The organism is Bacillus sp. FSL R9-9497, assembly GCF_038005805.1.
Lineage (GTDB): Bacteria > Bacillota > Bacilli > Bacillales > Bacillaceae_G > Bacillus_A > Bacillus_A cereus.
In genome coordinates this window covers 3,550,652-3,564,123 of record NZ_JBBOTY010000001.1, presented here as the reverse complement: position 1 = coordinate 3,564,123, position 13,472 = coordinate 3,550,652, and the positions used below count along the sequence as shown (strand labels likewise).

Genomic DNA, 13,472 nt, shown 5'->3' with positions numbered 1-13,472 from the left:
TTACTATCTAAAAGTAAGTATGATGCGATTATAGTAAGATTTTTTAGGGGGGAAGAAAAATGACAAGTTCAAGTAATAAAGCAGCGAGTATTTATGAAGGAACAAATGTAAATGCTGGGGGATTTTTTGAAAACGTTGAAGAAACAAAGTTGTTTGATCCAATTCAAGTTGGAGCTTGGTCTCTTCGTAATCGTATAGTGATGGCGCCGATGACAAGATGCTTTGCAGATAATGAGACTGGAGTAGTTGGTGCTGATGTAGTGGAGTACTACAGAAAACGTGCTGCGGATGGAATTGGACTAATTATTACAGAAGGAATTGTCATTAGTCCGAGAGCAAAAGGAAACCCAGGAGTACCAGGTATTTATACACAAGAACAAATCGATTCTTGGAAACCTGTTACAGAGGCAGTACATAAAGAAGGCGGGACGATTATTGCTCAAATATGGCATGTTGGGCGTATGAGTCATCATGAAATAATTGGTGGTCAAATGCCACAAGCACCATCGGCTATCGCTGCAGAGGGAAATGTTCCACGCTTTCGTAAACCGTTTGATACGCCAGCAGCAATGACGTTAGAAGAAATACAAGAAGTGATCGGTCAATACGCACAAGCTGCGAAAAATGCGATCGAAGCTGGATTTGATGGAGTAGAAATTCACGGTGCACACGGATATTTAATCGATCAATTTACGTATGAGTTTGCGAATAAGCGAACAGATAAATATGGCGGTGATTTAAAACAAAGGTTAACGTTTATGAAAGAAGTAACGGCGGCTGTAATAGAAGCTGTTGGAGCTAATAAAACACTTCTTCGTTTCTCTGCTTTCAAAGGTGATAATCCTACTTATATGTGGGAAGATCCTGAGTTTGCAATTGAAACGTTCATAAATATGTTTAAAGAGGTTGGGTTAACGATGATCCATCCTTCAACGATGAATTATACGCAAGAGATTGCTGATGGAAAGAATTTTCATCAACTAGTAAGAAAATATTGGGATGGTACGATTGTTGGGGTTGGTAATTTAAATCCGAAAGAGGCCGAAGAAGCGTTGCAAGAAGGAACGATTGATGTAGCGGCATTCGGAAGACCGTTAATTGCTAATCCAGACTTTGTTCATCGAATTAAACACGCTGAAAGTTTAGTTGAATATGACGTGAAAGAGCATCTTGCTACGTTAGTATGAATAAAGATAAAAGGAGAGCACATCGAGTGTTCTCCTTTTATTATGGAATTTCATAGGGGGAAGCGGGATGAGTGAAACGCTACTCGTTATTATTAGTATATTACTATTTTTAATGTTGCTTTTAATCGTCTTTTTTATCATTACATTTTTTATAAAAAAACGAACACACCATTCTATTTTAAAATTACATCCATACTTAGGAAGAATGCGCTACTTACTGGAAAAGATAGGGCCTGAATTTCGACAATATTGGTTTGATCATGATACGGATGGAAAGCCTTTCTCACGTTATGATTTTCAAAGTGTTATGTTTTTAGCGAAATATCGCTCTGAAATACTTGGTTTTGGATCAAAACGAGATTTTGAAGCTTCTGGATATTATATTGCTAATACATTATTTCCGATATTAACTGAGGAATTAAGTGTGAATCTCACGCAAGAGCGGGAAGGTAAAAAGTACGTGATTCATAAAGAAGGGTTATTTTCAAGAAGAGAAAAATTAACAGCGGATACAACGAATCTTTGGCTGTACGAAGAAGATGATGCAATTATAGTCGGTGAGAACCGTAAATATCCGTGGAAGCTACATGGCATGTTTGGTGCATCTGCGACTTCTTACGGTGCGATTGGAGAAAATTATATTTTAGCGAGTGGTTTTGGAGCAAAAATGGCAGGCGGATCGTGGATTAATACGGGTGAAGGTGGCGTTATTCCAGAACATTTACATACAGGAGCGAATATCGTTGCGCAAATTGGTCCAGGGTTATTTGGATACCGTGATGAAGACGGTAATTTTTCAATGGGAAAATTCATGGAGAAAGCGAAAGAAAGTAATATTAGAGCATTCGAATTGAAATTTGGGCAAGGTGCGAAAATACGTGGTGGTCATCTAGAAGGACAAAAAGTAAATGCAAAGATTGCTTTTGTCCGGAATGTACGAGAAGGCAAGACAATTAATTCACCGAATCGATTTTCATTTTTAAATAATGCAGCAGATACACTTTATTTTATTCAGCGTTTGCAAGAAAACGGCGGTAAACCAGTCGGTATGAAAATTGTAATAGGACAGCAAAAGCCGCTAGAAGACTTATTCAAAACGATGCAAGAGTTAAACATCTATCCAGATTTCATTACAATTGATGGTTCAGAAGGTGGATCAGGAGCAACGTATAAATCGATGGCAGATAGTATGGGGATGCCGCTTATTCCAGCGTTACTAACTTGTATTGATACAGCGAATCATTATGGTGTTCGGGACAAATTCAAAGTGTTTGCCTCAGGGAAATTAATTACACCAGATAAGGTGGCGATTGCTTTAGCAATTGGAGCAGATGCCGTAAATTCAGCACGCGGATTTATGATGGCAAGTGGCTGTATTATGGCGCTTCAATGTAATTCGGGGCAATGTCCATCTGGAGTTGCGACGACAAATCCGCATTATCAAAAAGCGCTAGATCCGTATGAGAAGAAATGGCGCGTAATGAATTATGTTGTTAGTATGAGGTACAGTTTATTCTCACTTGCAGCAGCAGCGGGGGTAAAGAGTCCGCGCCATTTCACGAGAGAGCATATTGTGTTTAAAGATGAGGTGGGACGGATCGTTCCTCTTTCACAATTGTTTCCTACTAGTAAATAGAAAATAAGCTATGTTTAATAGATTAAAAGTCATACATTCGTATGGCTTTTTTCTTTAAAAAATTTTTCTGATAAAAGAATGAAAACAAGGTATGAAAAAATGACGTTTTATTTCCTGAATATTTTTACTTTAATTTATTTTAAAACCCGGGTAATCCACTGGGATAAAGGCGTTTATAGAGGTTTTCACATGTAGTGAAAAGGGCTTGTTCACTTGAAAGAACAAAAAATGTTTGGTAAGGTAGGGAACCATAAGCGAAAACAAGAAAATAGAAAAAGTCATTTTTCGAAATTTTGAATGGCTTATGTAACTAAGGGAGAGATTCGGTGAAGATTGAGATTATGGTTTCGCTTGCTATTTATATGGCAGGTATGTTGTATATCGGTTATTGGTCTTATAAGAAGACATCCGATTTATCAGATTATATGTTAGGCGGGAGGGGACTCGGTCCAGCAGTTACAGCTTTATCAGCTGGTGCTTCTGACATGAGTGGTTGGATGTTAATGGGATTACCTGGTGCGATGTATGCAACAGGATTATCAAGTGTATGGATTGCGATAGGTTTATTAATAGGTGCGTATGCAAACTATTTAATCATTGCCCCGCGTTTACGAACGTATACAGAAGTGGCAAATGATTCAATTACGATTCCAGACTTTTTAGAGAATCGGTTTAAAGATCGTACGAAAATACTTCGTTTTGTCTCCGCTGTCGTCATTTTAGTATTTTTCACATTTTATGCGTCGGCTGGTTTAGTTTCGGGTGGACGTTTGTTTGAAAATTCTTTTAACCTTGATTATAAAATTGGTTTATTTGTAACTGTCGGTGTCGTTGTTGCGTATACACTATTTGGTGGCTTTCTAGCCGTAAGTTGGACGGACTTTGTGCAAGGTTGTATTATGTTTATTGCGCTTGTACTAGTGCCAATTGTTGCCTTTACGGATGTCGGTGGTATAACAGAAACATTTAATACCATTAAGCAAGTCGATGCATCGCATTTAGATATGTTTAAAGGAACCACAATACTTGGTATTATTTCATTTTTAGCATGGGGCCTTGGATATTTTGGTCAACCACATATTATTGTCCGCTTTATGGCAATTACCTCTATTAAAGATTTAAAAACTTCTCGTAGAATCGGTATCGGTTGGATGACGATTTCAATTATAGGTGCAATGCTTACTGGTCTAATTGGTATCGCCTATTATGCTAAAAATAATACGACATTACAAGACCCAGAAATGGTCTTTGTAACATTCTCAAATATTTTATTCCATCCGTATATTACAGGATTTTTATTATCAGCTATTTTGGCTTCGATTATGAGTAGTATTTCCTCACAATTACTTGTTATTTCAAGTGCAGTAACGGAAGACTTTTATAAAACATTTTTCCGTCGTAACGCAAGTGACAAAGAACTTGTATTTATCGGTAGATTATCAGTATTAGTAGTAGCTATGATCGCAGTTGTTTTAGCGTATCATCCAAGTGATACAATTTTAACACTTGTCGGTTATGCTTGGGCTGGATTTGGTTCAGCATTCGGACCAGCCATTTTATTAAGTTTATATTGGAAAAGGACAAACAAATGGGGTGTTCTTGCAGGGATGATTGTTGGTGCAGTAGTTGTTATAGCATGGGTACAAATTCCAAGTTTAAAAGCAATTATGTATGAAATGGTACCTGGATTCTTCTGTAGTTTATTAACTGTTATCGTTGTAAGTTTATTAACGAAAGAACCCGTTAAGGCAGTTCATCGTGAATTTAATGAGATGGAAGCAGTACTGGAAGAAGAAAAGAAATGATTTGCAAAAAGAGTAAACGGTGAATAGCGTTTACTCTTTTTACATGTAAAATGAAAGTAAGGACTTATTGACAATAAAAAATAAGTAACTTATAATAAATCTTAAGTTCGAGATAAAGAATGTTCATAATAAAAATTTATTATGGTTATAAATCGAACAAATATTTTTTACGAATTATCTTGAATTCAAGATAATTCAATAGATTAGACACCGATACGTAATTTTGTGATTAATATCTCGAATTCGAGATAAAATTATAATGACGGATTTTACTTTGTAGCATGGACAAAATTAATAATGAATTTAAATGTAAAAGAATTTTTATAATGAAATAAAAAAGGAGTGGAAGAAATGGAAAAGAAAACAATGGGAATCCATCATATTACAGCGATTGTAGGGCATCCACAAGAAAATGTAGATTTTTATGCTGGTGTATTGGGGTTACGTTTAGTGAAACAAACAGTGAATTTTGATGATCCAGGTACGTACCATCTTTATTTTGGAAATGAAGGAGGAAAGCCTGGAACAATTATTACGTTTTTCCCATGGGCAGGTGCTCGTCAAGGTATTATTGGAGATGGTCAAGTAGGAATTACGTCTTACGTTGTACCAAAAGGTGCAATGGAGTTTTGGGAAAATAGATTAGAAAAGTTCGATGTTTCGTATACAAAAATGACTCGTTTTGGAGAGCAGTATTTAGAATTTGATGATCCGCATGGTTTGCATATAGAATTAGTTGAAAGAGAAAAAGGCGAATTAAATAATTGGAGTTTTGGAGAAGTTACACCAGAAGTAGCAATTAAAGGGTTTGGAGGTGCTGTTCTTTTATCTACACAGCCTCAAAAAACAGCTGAATTGTTAGAACATATTATGGGTCTTGAGAAAATTGGAGAAGAGGGTGAATTTGTTCGATTCCGTTCTTCTGCTGACATTGGAAATATTATTGATTTGAAATTATCAACAATCGGTCGTGGCCAAATGGGCGTTGGCACAGTTCATCATATTGCCTGGAGAGCGAGTGACGATGCTGATCAGCTAGACTGGAAAGAGCATGTGTCGCGTTTTGGATATCACGTAACTCCTGTACAAGATCGAAATTATTTTAACGCGATTTATTTTAGAGAACATGGTGAAATCTTATTTGAAATTGCAACAGATCCTCCTGGTTTCGCTCATGATGAATCGTTAGAGACGATGGGTGAGGAATTAAAGTTACCGGAACAATATGAACAACATAGAAAACAGATTGAACAAACGCTTTTACCATTTGAAGTGAGAAATTTAGATTAAAGTGATTGAAGGGGGAACAGGATTATGATGAAACATGTTTTTCAAAAAGGAAAAGATACGTCAAAACCAGTGTTGTTATTACTTCATGGTACAGGTGGTAATGAATTAGATTTACTACCACTTGCAGAAATAGTTGATCCGGAAGCGTCGGTATTAAGCGTTAGGGGAAATGTGTTAGAGAATGGGATGCCGCGTTTCTTCCGCCGATTAGCAGAGGGCATTTTTGATGAAGAGGATTTAATTTTCCGTACGAAGGAATTAAATGAATTTTTAGATGAAGCGGCTAAAGAATATAAATTCGATAGAAATAACATTGTAGCTATCGGTTATTCGAATGGGGCAAATATCGCAGCAAGCTTATTATTCCATTACGAAAATGCATTGAAAGGTGCTGTACTTCATCACCCAATGGTACCAAGAAGAGGAATGCAATTAGCAAATTTAGCAGGTAAATTTGTGTTTATTGCTGCTGGGACAAATGATCCAATTTGTTCATCAGCAGAGTCAGAGGAATTGAAGATACTATTAGAAAATGCAAACGCGAATGTAACAATGCATTGGGAAAATCGAGGGCATCAATTAACGATGGGTGAAGTAGAAAAAGCAAAAGAGTGGTATGACAAAGTATTTTAAAAAAGAAGCATCTGCTAACGATTAGCAGATGCTTCTTTTTTATTTAAGACTGGATTGCAAGATGGGATGAAGAAAGTGGTAGCTCAATATCAACAATTGTACCTTTATTTAATTCGCTTGAAATGTGTAATTTACCATGATGTTCTTCAATTATTTTGTAACACATCATTAATCCTAGTCCTGTGCCTTTTTCTTTTAAACTATAAAAAGGTTCGCCTAGACGGGAGATACGATCTTCTGGAATGCCACAACCTTCATCGATAATTCGTATTAAGATGAAATTATCCTCTAATGGTTTTGTTTGGATGAAAATATTTCCGCCATTTGGCATCGCTTCTATCGCATTTTTTAATATGTTTATAAAAACTTGTTTTAATTGGTTGCCGTCACATTGAATATCATATACGTAATCAAAATGATCCATGATGATATGAACGCTATGCATAATTGCAGTCGGTAAAATAAATGTAACTACCTCTTCAATTAAAGTTTGTATGTTACAAGTTTGGATAGATAATACTTGTGGCTTAGACATCGCCATAAATTGACTCGTGATGGATTCCATTTGTGAAATCTCACTTAACATAACATCGATATACCATTTTTGCTCCTCATTTATTTCAGGGAGGAGCAATGTTAGAAAACCCTTTAGGGAAGTGAGTGGATTTCGAATTTCATGGGCAATTCCAGCTGTCAGTTGTCCAACTACTGCGAGTTTCTCAGATTTTCGTAGTAACTTTTCAGTTTCTTTTAGCTCAGTAACATCTCTCCCCATCACGATAAGACCTTTGCGAGAACCATCAGGATGATAAAGCGGAACTTTTGATATACTTAAGATTAGATCGAAATCATCTCTATGTATAATAAATTCCTCGCCATGAAGAATTTGTCTTTGTTGCCATGCTAGTTCATCGATTTCTTCACAATGTAAAAAAGCTTCTCGGTATGCTTCATTATATTGAATGAGTTCGCTATCTTTTTTCCCGTGGTAAGGTACATGATGGAAGTTGAAGCAAGAAAGTGCGTAGTCATTTGCCTCAAGCCAGCGCCCTTCATGATCTTTAAATATAACAAACGCAGGCATGGAGTTTACTAATGTACGTAATCTCTTCTCACTTTCTTTTAGCATATTCTCAATTCTTTCTGATTTTTCAAGTGGCTTCATAATAGCGTATACACCAGTAAGACGATTTTGAACAAAAATAGGAACTAGTTTTGTCACAACATCTAATAAGAATCCATTTTTATGATAAATAGATAAGATATACTCTTGTTGATTATCCGCTTCAGTATTCTTTATATTTTGTAATACTTGCTCAGAAATATGGGCTCCTAAAATAGAGGTAATATTTTTCTGTTCTAATTCTAAAGAAGTGTAACCTAATATTCTTTCGGCAGAAGGATTTATATGTAGAATAACTCCTTCTAAATTTAATGAAATAATACTATCAGGATTATGTTCGAACAGAGATGCGTACATTTCTGTTAATGAACGATCTTGTATATGGTTTCGCAAACGTCTAGAAATGTTCGGATGACGTTTTTTTTGAGTTGGTGAATATTTTTTACGACTCATAATAGTTCCTCCGTACAAATAGCATCTAAAAAGATTTGTCTATTCATAACTATAATATAGATGTGATGTGTATTTCTATAAAAAATGGAAGTTATAGAATAAATTTTGTTTTTTTATTTTTTTTGCAAAGTGAATGCAGGATGGTAATAAGGGGAGCTTATATTGTTTTATAACCCTTTTGTAAGTTACAGACGGCTGTTTTCCGTATAACATTAGGGTAGAGGAGGGGAAGAGAAAATGAAAAATTATATTCAAGGGATTGATCACGTGCAAGTAGCTGCACCTGTAGGGTGTGAAGAAGAGGCGCGTGATTTTTATGGGAATAAGGTTGGTATGGTAGAAATTCCAAAGCCAGAAGAGTTGAAAAAACGAGGTGGATGTTGGTTTAAATGTGGAAATCAAGAAATCCATATTGGTGTCGAGCGGAACTTTACACCAGCTAAAAAGGCTCATCCAGCTTTTTATGTGAATGAAATTAATGAATTTAAGCAAACACTTATAGAGCAAGGTGTAAAAGTGATTGATGATTATGCACGACCAGATGTAATTCGATTTTACGTATCAGATCCGTTTGGAAACAGAATTGAATTTATGCAAAATAAAGACTAGGTGTATTCCCACCTAGTCTTTAACTTCTTCTGAAAAGTCCTAACACTTCTACAGTTTCTGTAATATTAACGAATGCATTCGGGTCAATTTCAGAAATTGTAAGTTTCATACTTGCTAATTCTTCACGAGAAACGACCGTCATAAGTACACGCTTTTTCTCGCTTGAATAAGCGCCTTCGCCATCAAGTAACGTTATTCCACGTACAACAGTTGAAAGAAGCTGTTTTTTCATTTTTTCTGCTTCATTTGTTACAATCATAAGTGTAACTTTACGATGTTTTGTATGAACAGCATCAATTACTTTACCAGTTACATAAATTGAAAGTAAGCTTGTAAGTGCAACATCCCAAGTGAAGAAGAATCCTGCGATTATTACAACGACTGCATTTAAAACAATAAGGAATCCGCCAAGTTTAATATCTCGCTTGCGGGATAAAAGCATACCGATAATATCAAATCCACCAGTGGATCCATTACAGTTAAAAACAAGACCAATACCAGCTCCGGCGATGACACCTCCGAAGATAGAAGATAACAATGGATCTGTTGCTACGACTTTTACTGGAACGTAGTATAATGCAACAGATAATACAACTACAGAGACAACTGTGTTAAAAATTACTTTTTTTCCAAGGCCTATGTACCCTAAAATAAGGATAGGTAAGTTTAATACAAAGTTAATAATACCTGTGTTTACAGGGGTTACAATCCCTAAAATAATAGCAATTCCGCCAATTCCACTACTTAAAATTTTGTGGGGGATAAGGAAAAGATTAAAGGCAACCGCAATAATAATAGAACCGATAATAACACCAAGGAATCTGACCATTTCTTTCCCGTCCTTCACTGAAAAATTCATATTATTTCAAGATTATATATGATATTGAAAGTTTTGGGTAAAAACAGTTTATTTTGGTAAATTAGATTAATCAAAAGAATTTGAGTATTTTATCATTTGAAAGGGGATACAGTTGTGAAGATAAAAACCTATCAACAGAAAAGCCCGTTGAAGCAAGAATGTGAGGATTCTTATTTTTGTAATAAAGAAAAAAAGATTTATGGTGTATGTGACGGTGCAACACCACTTGTCCCGTTTCGTGATGAAAAGGGACATAATGGAGCATACATCGCTTCGCATTTATTTGCAAGTTATTTTACTGCATTACGAGAGAATCATAGTTTACAATTTGCAGTTGCCAAAGCAAATGAAGCATTGCAAAGCAAAATGTTAGAATATGAAGTAGACACGGGAAAAAAAGAGCATTTGTGGTGCACATGTATCGCGGCAGTTCAAATAGTTGGTGAGAAAATTGAATATGCACAATTAGGGGACTGTATGATTGTCGCAACTTTTCAAAATGGAACGATGCAAGTATTAACGAAAGACACAGTTGAAGGAATTAGTAAACGAGCAAAAAGGAAGAGGGAAGAAGATCGTAAAAAAGGGTTATCTGTACCAGAAGAATATGTTTTTCAAGATGTGCGAGAACAGTTAAAATACAATCGTTATCTTGCAAATATGCCAAATGGTTATTCAGTTGCAAATGGAATGAAAGAAGCGATACATTATTTACAACATGGTGAATTACATATAGATGAAGTGAGTGGAATTTTTATTTGTTCAGACGGGTTATTCCACCCAGATTGGTCATTAGAACAAACTGTTGCATATATAAGAAAGAATAGTATAAACGAATATGTAGCAATCATTGAAGAGCTAGAAGCGGAAAAGAGAATAAGGCCAGATGATAAAACGATTATTATGATTGATTTTTAAGAGGAGGCAGTTCAAATGGAAATTAAATGTGTCAATCTAACATTTCAAGATGAATTAGTTCCTTTAGAAAAAGTAAATCAACTGATTATTCACCATACAGCTGAAGATGGATGGGACGTGTATAAAACGCATGAATTTCATCAAAAAGTACGGGGGTGGAGCGGGATTGGTTACAATTATTTTATTGAAGAAGATGGAACTGTAGTGGAAGGACGAGGTTTACATATTGGAGCGCATGCGAAAGACCATAACCGTTATACAATTGGAATATGTATGACGGGAAATTTCGATAAATACGATCCAACTCCTGCACAAGTGAATGCATTATATTCTTTATGCAAAATGTTTATGAAGCAATTTGCTATAAAGGAAAAAAATATACTAGGTCATAGGGAGTTAGAAGGAGTTACAAAAAGCTGTCCTGGTAATCGTTTTTCTATGGTAGAGTTAAGGAAGATATTATCTTAAATATAGAGGAGTAACAACGATGATGAATATAAAAATACCAAATGATAAAAAAGAAGAGCTTGTAGCGCAAATTCAGCAATTTTTCATGGAAGAAGATCTAGATGAAATTGGACGTTTCCAAGCAGAGCGTTTAATAGAAGAAATGATTAAATTAGTTGGACCATTTGCATACAATCAAGCAATTGGAGATGCAAGAAAGCTTGTAAGTGAGAAATTAACGAATATCGAAGAAGATTTATACGTGTTAGAGAAGAATGAAGGGAAATAAAAAAAGAGCCGATGGGCTCTTTTTTATTTTTCTTTCTTATGTTCCTTATATTCATGTACTTTTTCTTTCACATTACCAACTGTATCTTTGGAGGTGCCTTTCACCTTATCCCATTTTCCTTCAGCTTGTAATTTCTTATTGTCAGTTACTTTCCCGACAACTTCTTTTACTTCACCTTTTACCTTATCAATGGCACCTTCTACTTTTTCTTTTAAACCATGATCATGTTTAGTCATACATTTCTCCTCCTTGTAGTTTGATTAGAATTCTCTTTTCATATTGCAAGTTGAATGATGTATCTAGTAATAGCGTAACAAATCTAGTTGGAATATTCAAATGATTAATAGGATAGAAAAGGAATTGTCATAAAATGTTTAAAAATGTAACGGAAGGAGAAAGAAAGTAAATTATAATATGTCTTTTGCGGTCCATATTGATTTTGTATAAGCAATTTTCATATGGGCCCGTTCCATGTTATTTTGACTGCGGCTACCAAAGCGGGCTTGGCCAACTATTAAATGACAATTTGTCGCTATAGCTTTTTCTATTCTTTTTTGAATTAATGCAGTATGACAGCCGTTACGTTGAAATTCTAGCAAAGTAGCAGAAGCAGCTAATGATGCGACACCCTTATTTATATACAGTACACCAATACCGGCAGGGATATTTTGAACTTCAGCTATGAAAAAATGCCATCCTGGTTCATTGTAAAGAATTTCATTATTTTGGCGCACACCATCTGTTGTAAAGGATGGCATATTAAATCCACGTACATAAATGTCTGCAAAAATATCAAAATCATTTTCTTTTAGTTTTCGTATTGTAATATTAGAAGGAAGAAGTGATGAACCCTCTCTCGGTATACTATACAAAGCAGTATGGAAGCTAGATTGATAAAACCCTTTTTGAGATAAGTATTGAAATAATTCAGTTGTACCTTGTGCTGGGGTAATTTCAAAACGACAAGTGATTTGTAGTGATTGATAATAAGAGATAATTTCATCTAACTCATCTGTATTTGTAAATGTAATACCTTTTACCGTATTAAAAGCAGGACCAGCAATTATTTTTGATGAAAAGGCAGTGGCACTACCGAATTTTTTCATTTGCACTTGCATTGGGTTTCCGCTCATTGTTTGTAGTCTCTCTAATTTAGAAGAGAGCATATCAATTTCTGCATTTTCAATTTCTGTTGCCATATCGAGTGTCATAACAGTAGTCATAAAATTCCTCCGTTAATAAATATATTTCATAGTACATATACGATTTTTGTTTTGAGATTCCTGTTGAAATGTGAGAGAATAAGAGGTTTTTTGGAAGGGAAATGGAAGTGAACTGTCGAAGGGAGTAGAAACAGATTAAAGGTGGTGCTCTCATGAAACAAAAAGCCGTGCAGACATGCTCTAATTGTGGTTCTCAAAATATAGGAGAAGGTGAGTTTGTCGGATATGCACAAATACGGAAAAAGGAAACGATGTTCACATCTTCGCCGGTGGATGCTTATATTTGTACAGATTGTGGGAATATCCTTTTATTAAAGGTAAGGAATTATGAAAGGTTTAAACAGAAACCGTTATGATTATTGAGAAGTGGTCATATCCAACTTTGTATACGAAACGACTTATGTTAAGGAAAATGAATATGAGTGATAGTTTACATATATATGAGTATGCTACAGATAAAGAGATGACAACTTTTACTGTATGGGATGCTCATCGATCGTTATGTGACACATATAACTATATAGAAGAAATTGTGGGTCAGTACAATGGAGGGCAAGTAGCACCTCTTGGAATTGTATTAAAAGAGGAAAAAAAACTTATAGGCACGTGTGGATTTATAAAATATGATTTGGTCACACATACAGCAGAAATTGCATACGCCTTATCTCGAAAATATTGGGGAAGAGGATTAGCTACGGAGGCTGTGTTAGCTTTTTTCTACTATGGTTTTCATGAATTGCATCTTAATAGTATTGAAGCGGGATGTGATTCAGAAAATGAAGCATCTGAAAAATTAATGAAACGTTTGAATATGGAGTACAAATATACAATTCAGAAGGATATGTTTATTAAAGGTAAGAATCGTGATACAAAAAGGTATTTTATATCTAGAGAAAGATATATGAATCAATGAAATATCTTACATTGAAAACTCCTTTAAATGAATTAAGGAGTTTTTTTATTTTGATAACAACAAATGGACTATTAGGAAGCGCTATTT

General features: G+C 35.2%; 15 protein-coding genes. 11 read left to right on the top strand and 4 right to left on the bottom strand.

The window, feature by feature from the left end:
* Positions 1–59 precede the first annotated feature (59 nt).
* The 5 genes from MKY21_RS18255 to MKY21_RS18235 all read left to right on the top strand — a co-directional run bounded on the left by MKY21_RS18255 (position 60) and on the right by MKY21_RS18235 (position 6,551).
* Positions 60–1,187 (top strand): alkene reductase, encoded by a 1,128-nt coding sequence (locus MKY21_RS18255; RefSeq protein WP_000204587.1) that lies wholly within the window; start codon positions 60–62, stop codon positions 1,185–1,187.
* A 67-nt stretch (positions 1,188–1,254) separates the two neighbouring features.
* A complete protein-coding gene (locus MKY21_RS18250) occupies positions 1,255–2,823 on the top strand; it encodes an FMN-binding glutamate synthase family protein (RefSeq protein WP_000005160.1) in 1,569 nt (522 codons plus the stop codon).
* A 326-nt stretch (positions 2,824–3,149) separates the two neighbouring features.
* The gene (gene putP, locus MKY21_RS18245) at positions 3,150–4,628 is read left to right on the top strand and encodes a sodium/proline symporter PutP (protein WP_000687597.1); all 1,479 of its coding nucleotides are present in this window, start codon (positions 3,150–3,152) and stop codon (positions 4,626–4,628) included.
* Positions 4,629–4,979: 351 nt separating this feature from the next.
* The gene (locus tag MKY21_RS18240) at positions 4,980–5,918 is read left to right on the top strand and encodes a ring-cleaving dioxygenase (RefSeq protein WP_000412731.1); all 939 of its coding nucleotides are present in this window, start codon (positions 4,980–4,982) and stop codon (positions 5,916–5,918) included.
* A gap of 24 nt (positions 5,919–5,942) precedes the next feature.
* Positions 5,943–6,551 carry an alpha/beta hydrolase gene (locus MKY21_RS18235; RefSeq protein ID WP_000975483.1) on the top strand — a complete coding sequence of 203 codons (609 nt, stop codon included), beginning with the start codon at positions 5,943–5,945 and terminating at the stop codon, positions 6,549–6,551.
* 43 nt (positions 6,552–6,594) lie between these two features.
* Here MKY21_RS18235 and MKY21_RS18230 read toward each other — a convergent pair whose 3' ends face one another.
* Positions 6,595–8,127 carry a BA3702 family sensor histidine kinase gene (locus MKY21_RS18230; RefSeq protein ID WP_000087656.1) on the bottom strand — a complete coding sequence of 511 codons (1,533 nt, stop codon included), beginning with the start codon at positions 8,125–8,127 and terminating at the stop codon, positions 6,595–6,597.
* 237 nt (positions 8,128–8,364) lie between these two features.
* On the opposite strand from MKY21_RS18230, the gene MKY21_RS18225 reads away from it, so the two are divergent.
* Positions 8,365–8,736, top strand: coding sequence for a VOC family protein (locus tag MKY21_RS18225; protein ID WP_000800770.1), 372 nt, complete (start codon positions 8,365–8,367; stop codon positions 8,734–8,736).
* A gap of 19 nt (positions 8,737–8,755) precedes the next feature.
* Here the strand turns inward: MKY21_RS18225 and MKY21_RS18220 are convergent, their stop codons facing one another.
* On the bottom strand, positions 8,756–9,565 hold the full coding sequence (locus MKY21_RS18220; protein WP_000251347.1) for a YitT family protein: 810 nt from the start codon (positions 9,563–9,565) through the stop codon (positions 8,756–8,758).
* A 126-nt stretch (positions 9,566–9,691) separates the two neighbouring features.
* Between MKY21_RS18220 and MKY21_RS18215 the strand changes: the two genes are divergently transcribed.
* From MKY21_RS18215 to MKY21_RS18205, 3 genes are read left to right on the top strand one after another with little or no spacing between them, the layout of a single operon-like run.
* Positions 9,692–10,513 (top strand): protein phosphatase 2C domain-containing protein, encoded by an 822-nt coding sequence (locus MKY21_RS18215; protein WP_002000458.1) that lies wholly within the window; start codon positions 9,692–9,694, stop codon positions 10,511–10,513.
* Positions 10,514–10,528: 15 nt separating this feature from the next.
* Positions 10,529–10,981, top strand: a complete 453-nt coding sequence (locus tag MKY21_RS18210; RefSeq protein ID WP_000402976.1) for a peptidoglycan recognition protein family protein — start codon at positions 10,529–10,531, stop codon at positions 10,979–10,981.
* A 19-nt stretch (positions 10,982–11,000) separates the two neighbouring features.
* Positions 11,001–11,249 (top strand): DUF2164 domain-containing protein, encoded by a 249-nt coding sequence (locus MKY21_RS18205; protein ID WP_000981064.1) that lies wholly within the window; start codon positions 11,001–11,003, stop codon positions 11,247–11,249.
* A 23-nt stretch (positions 11,250–11,272) separates the two neighbouring features.
* On the opposite strand, the gene MKY21_RS18200 is transcribed toward MKY21_RS18205, so the two are convergent.
* Positions 11,273–11,485: a CsbD family protein gene (locus MKY21_RS18200; RefSeq protein WP_000160416.1), complete on the bottom strand. Its 213-nt coding sequence runs from the start codon at positions 11,483–11,485 to the stop codon at positions 11,273–11,275.
* A gap of 171 nt (positions 11,486–11,656) precedes the next feature.
* Positions 11,657–12,472, bottom strand: a complete 816-nt coding sequence (locus MKY21_RS18195) for a GNAT family N-acetyltransferase (RefSeq protein WP_341077106.1) — start codon at positions 12,470–12,472, stop codon at positions 11,657–11,659.
* Positions 12,473–12,624: 152 nt separating this feature from the next.
* On the opposite strand from MKY21_RS18195, the gene MKY21_RS18190 reads away from it, so the two are divergent.
* Positions 12,625–12,828, top strand: coding sequence for a hypothetical protein (locus MKY21_RS18190; RefSeq protein WP_000810193.1), 204 nt, complete (start codon positions 12,625–12,627; stop codon positions 12,826–12,828).
* The gene (locus tag MKY21_RS18185) at positions 12,825–13,385 is read left to right on the top strand and encodes a GNAT family N-acetyltransferase (RefSeq protein WP_000582841.1); all 561 of its coding nucleotides are present in this window, start codon (positions 12,825–12,827) and stop codon (positions 13,383–13,385) included. The genes MKY21_RS18190 and MKY21_RS18185 overlap by 4 nt, the downstream gene beginning before the upstream one ends.
* Positions 13,386–13,472: the final 87 nt, after the last annotated feature.

What these genes read in the sequence shown, in the direction of transcription:
- MKY21_RS18255 (WP_000204587.1), top strand. Translation starts at nt 60, where the DNA reads ATGACAAGTTCAAGTAATAAAGCAGCGAGTATTTATGAAGGAACAAAT.
- MKY21_RS18250 (WP_000005160.1), top strand. Translation starts at nt 1,255, where the DNA reads ATGAGTGAAACGCTACTCGTTATTATTAGTATATTACTATTTTTAATG.
- MKY21_RS18240 (WP_000412731.1), top strand. Translation starts at nt 4,980, where the DNA reads ATGGAAAAGAAAACAATGGGAATCCATCATATTACAGCGATTGTAGGG.
- MKY21_RS18235 (WP_000975483.1), top strand. Translation starts at nt 5,943, where the DNA reads ATGATGAAACATGTTTTTCAAAAAGGAAAAGATACGTCAAAACCAGTG.
- MKY21_RS18230 (WP_000087656.1), bottom strand. Translation starts at nt 8,127, where the DNA reads ATGAGTCGTAAAAAATATTCACCAACTCAAAAAAAACGTCATCCGAAC.
- MKY21_RS18225 (WP_000800770.1), top strand. Translation starts at nt 8,365, where the DNA reads ATGAAAAATTATATTCAAGGGATTGATCACGTGCAAGTAGCTGCACCT.
- MKY21_RS18220 (WP_000251347.1), bottom strand. Translation starts at nt 9,565, where the DNA reads ATGGTCAGATTCCTTGGTGTTATTATCGGTTCTATTATTATTGCGGTT.
- MKY21_RS18210 (WP_000402976.1), top strand. Translation starts at nt 10,529, where the DNA reads ATGGAAATTAAATGTGTCAATCTAACATTTCAAGATGAATTAGTTCCT.
- MKY21_RS18205 (WP_000981064.1), top strand. Translation starts at nt 11,001, where the DNA reads ATGATGAATATAAAAATACCAAATGATAAAAAAGAAGAGCTTGTAGCG.
- MKY21_RS18200 (WP_000160416.1), bottom strand. Translation starts at nt 11,485, where the DNA reads ATGACTAAACATGATCATGGTTTAAAAGAAAAAGTAGAAGGTGCCATT.
- MKY21_RS18195 (WP_341077106.1), bottom strand. Translation starts at nt 12,472, where the DNA reads ATGACTACTGTTATGACACTCGATATGGCAACAGAAATTGAAAATGCA.
- MKY21_RS18190 (WP_000810193.1), top strand. Translation starts at nt 12,625, where the DNA reads ATGAAACAAAAAGCCGTGCAGACATGCTCTAATTGTGGTTCTCAAAAT.
- MKY21_RS18185 (WP_000582841.1), top strand. Translation starts at nt 12,825, where the DNA reads ATGATTATTGAGAAGTGGTCATATCCAACTTTGTATACGAAACGACTT.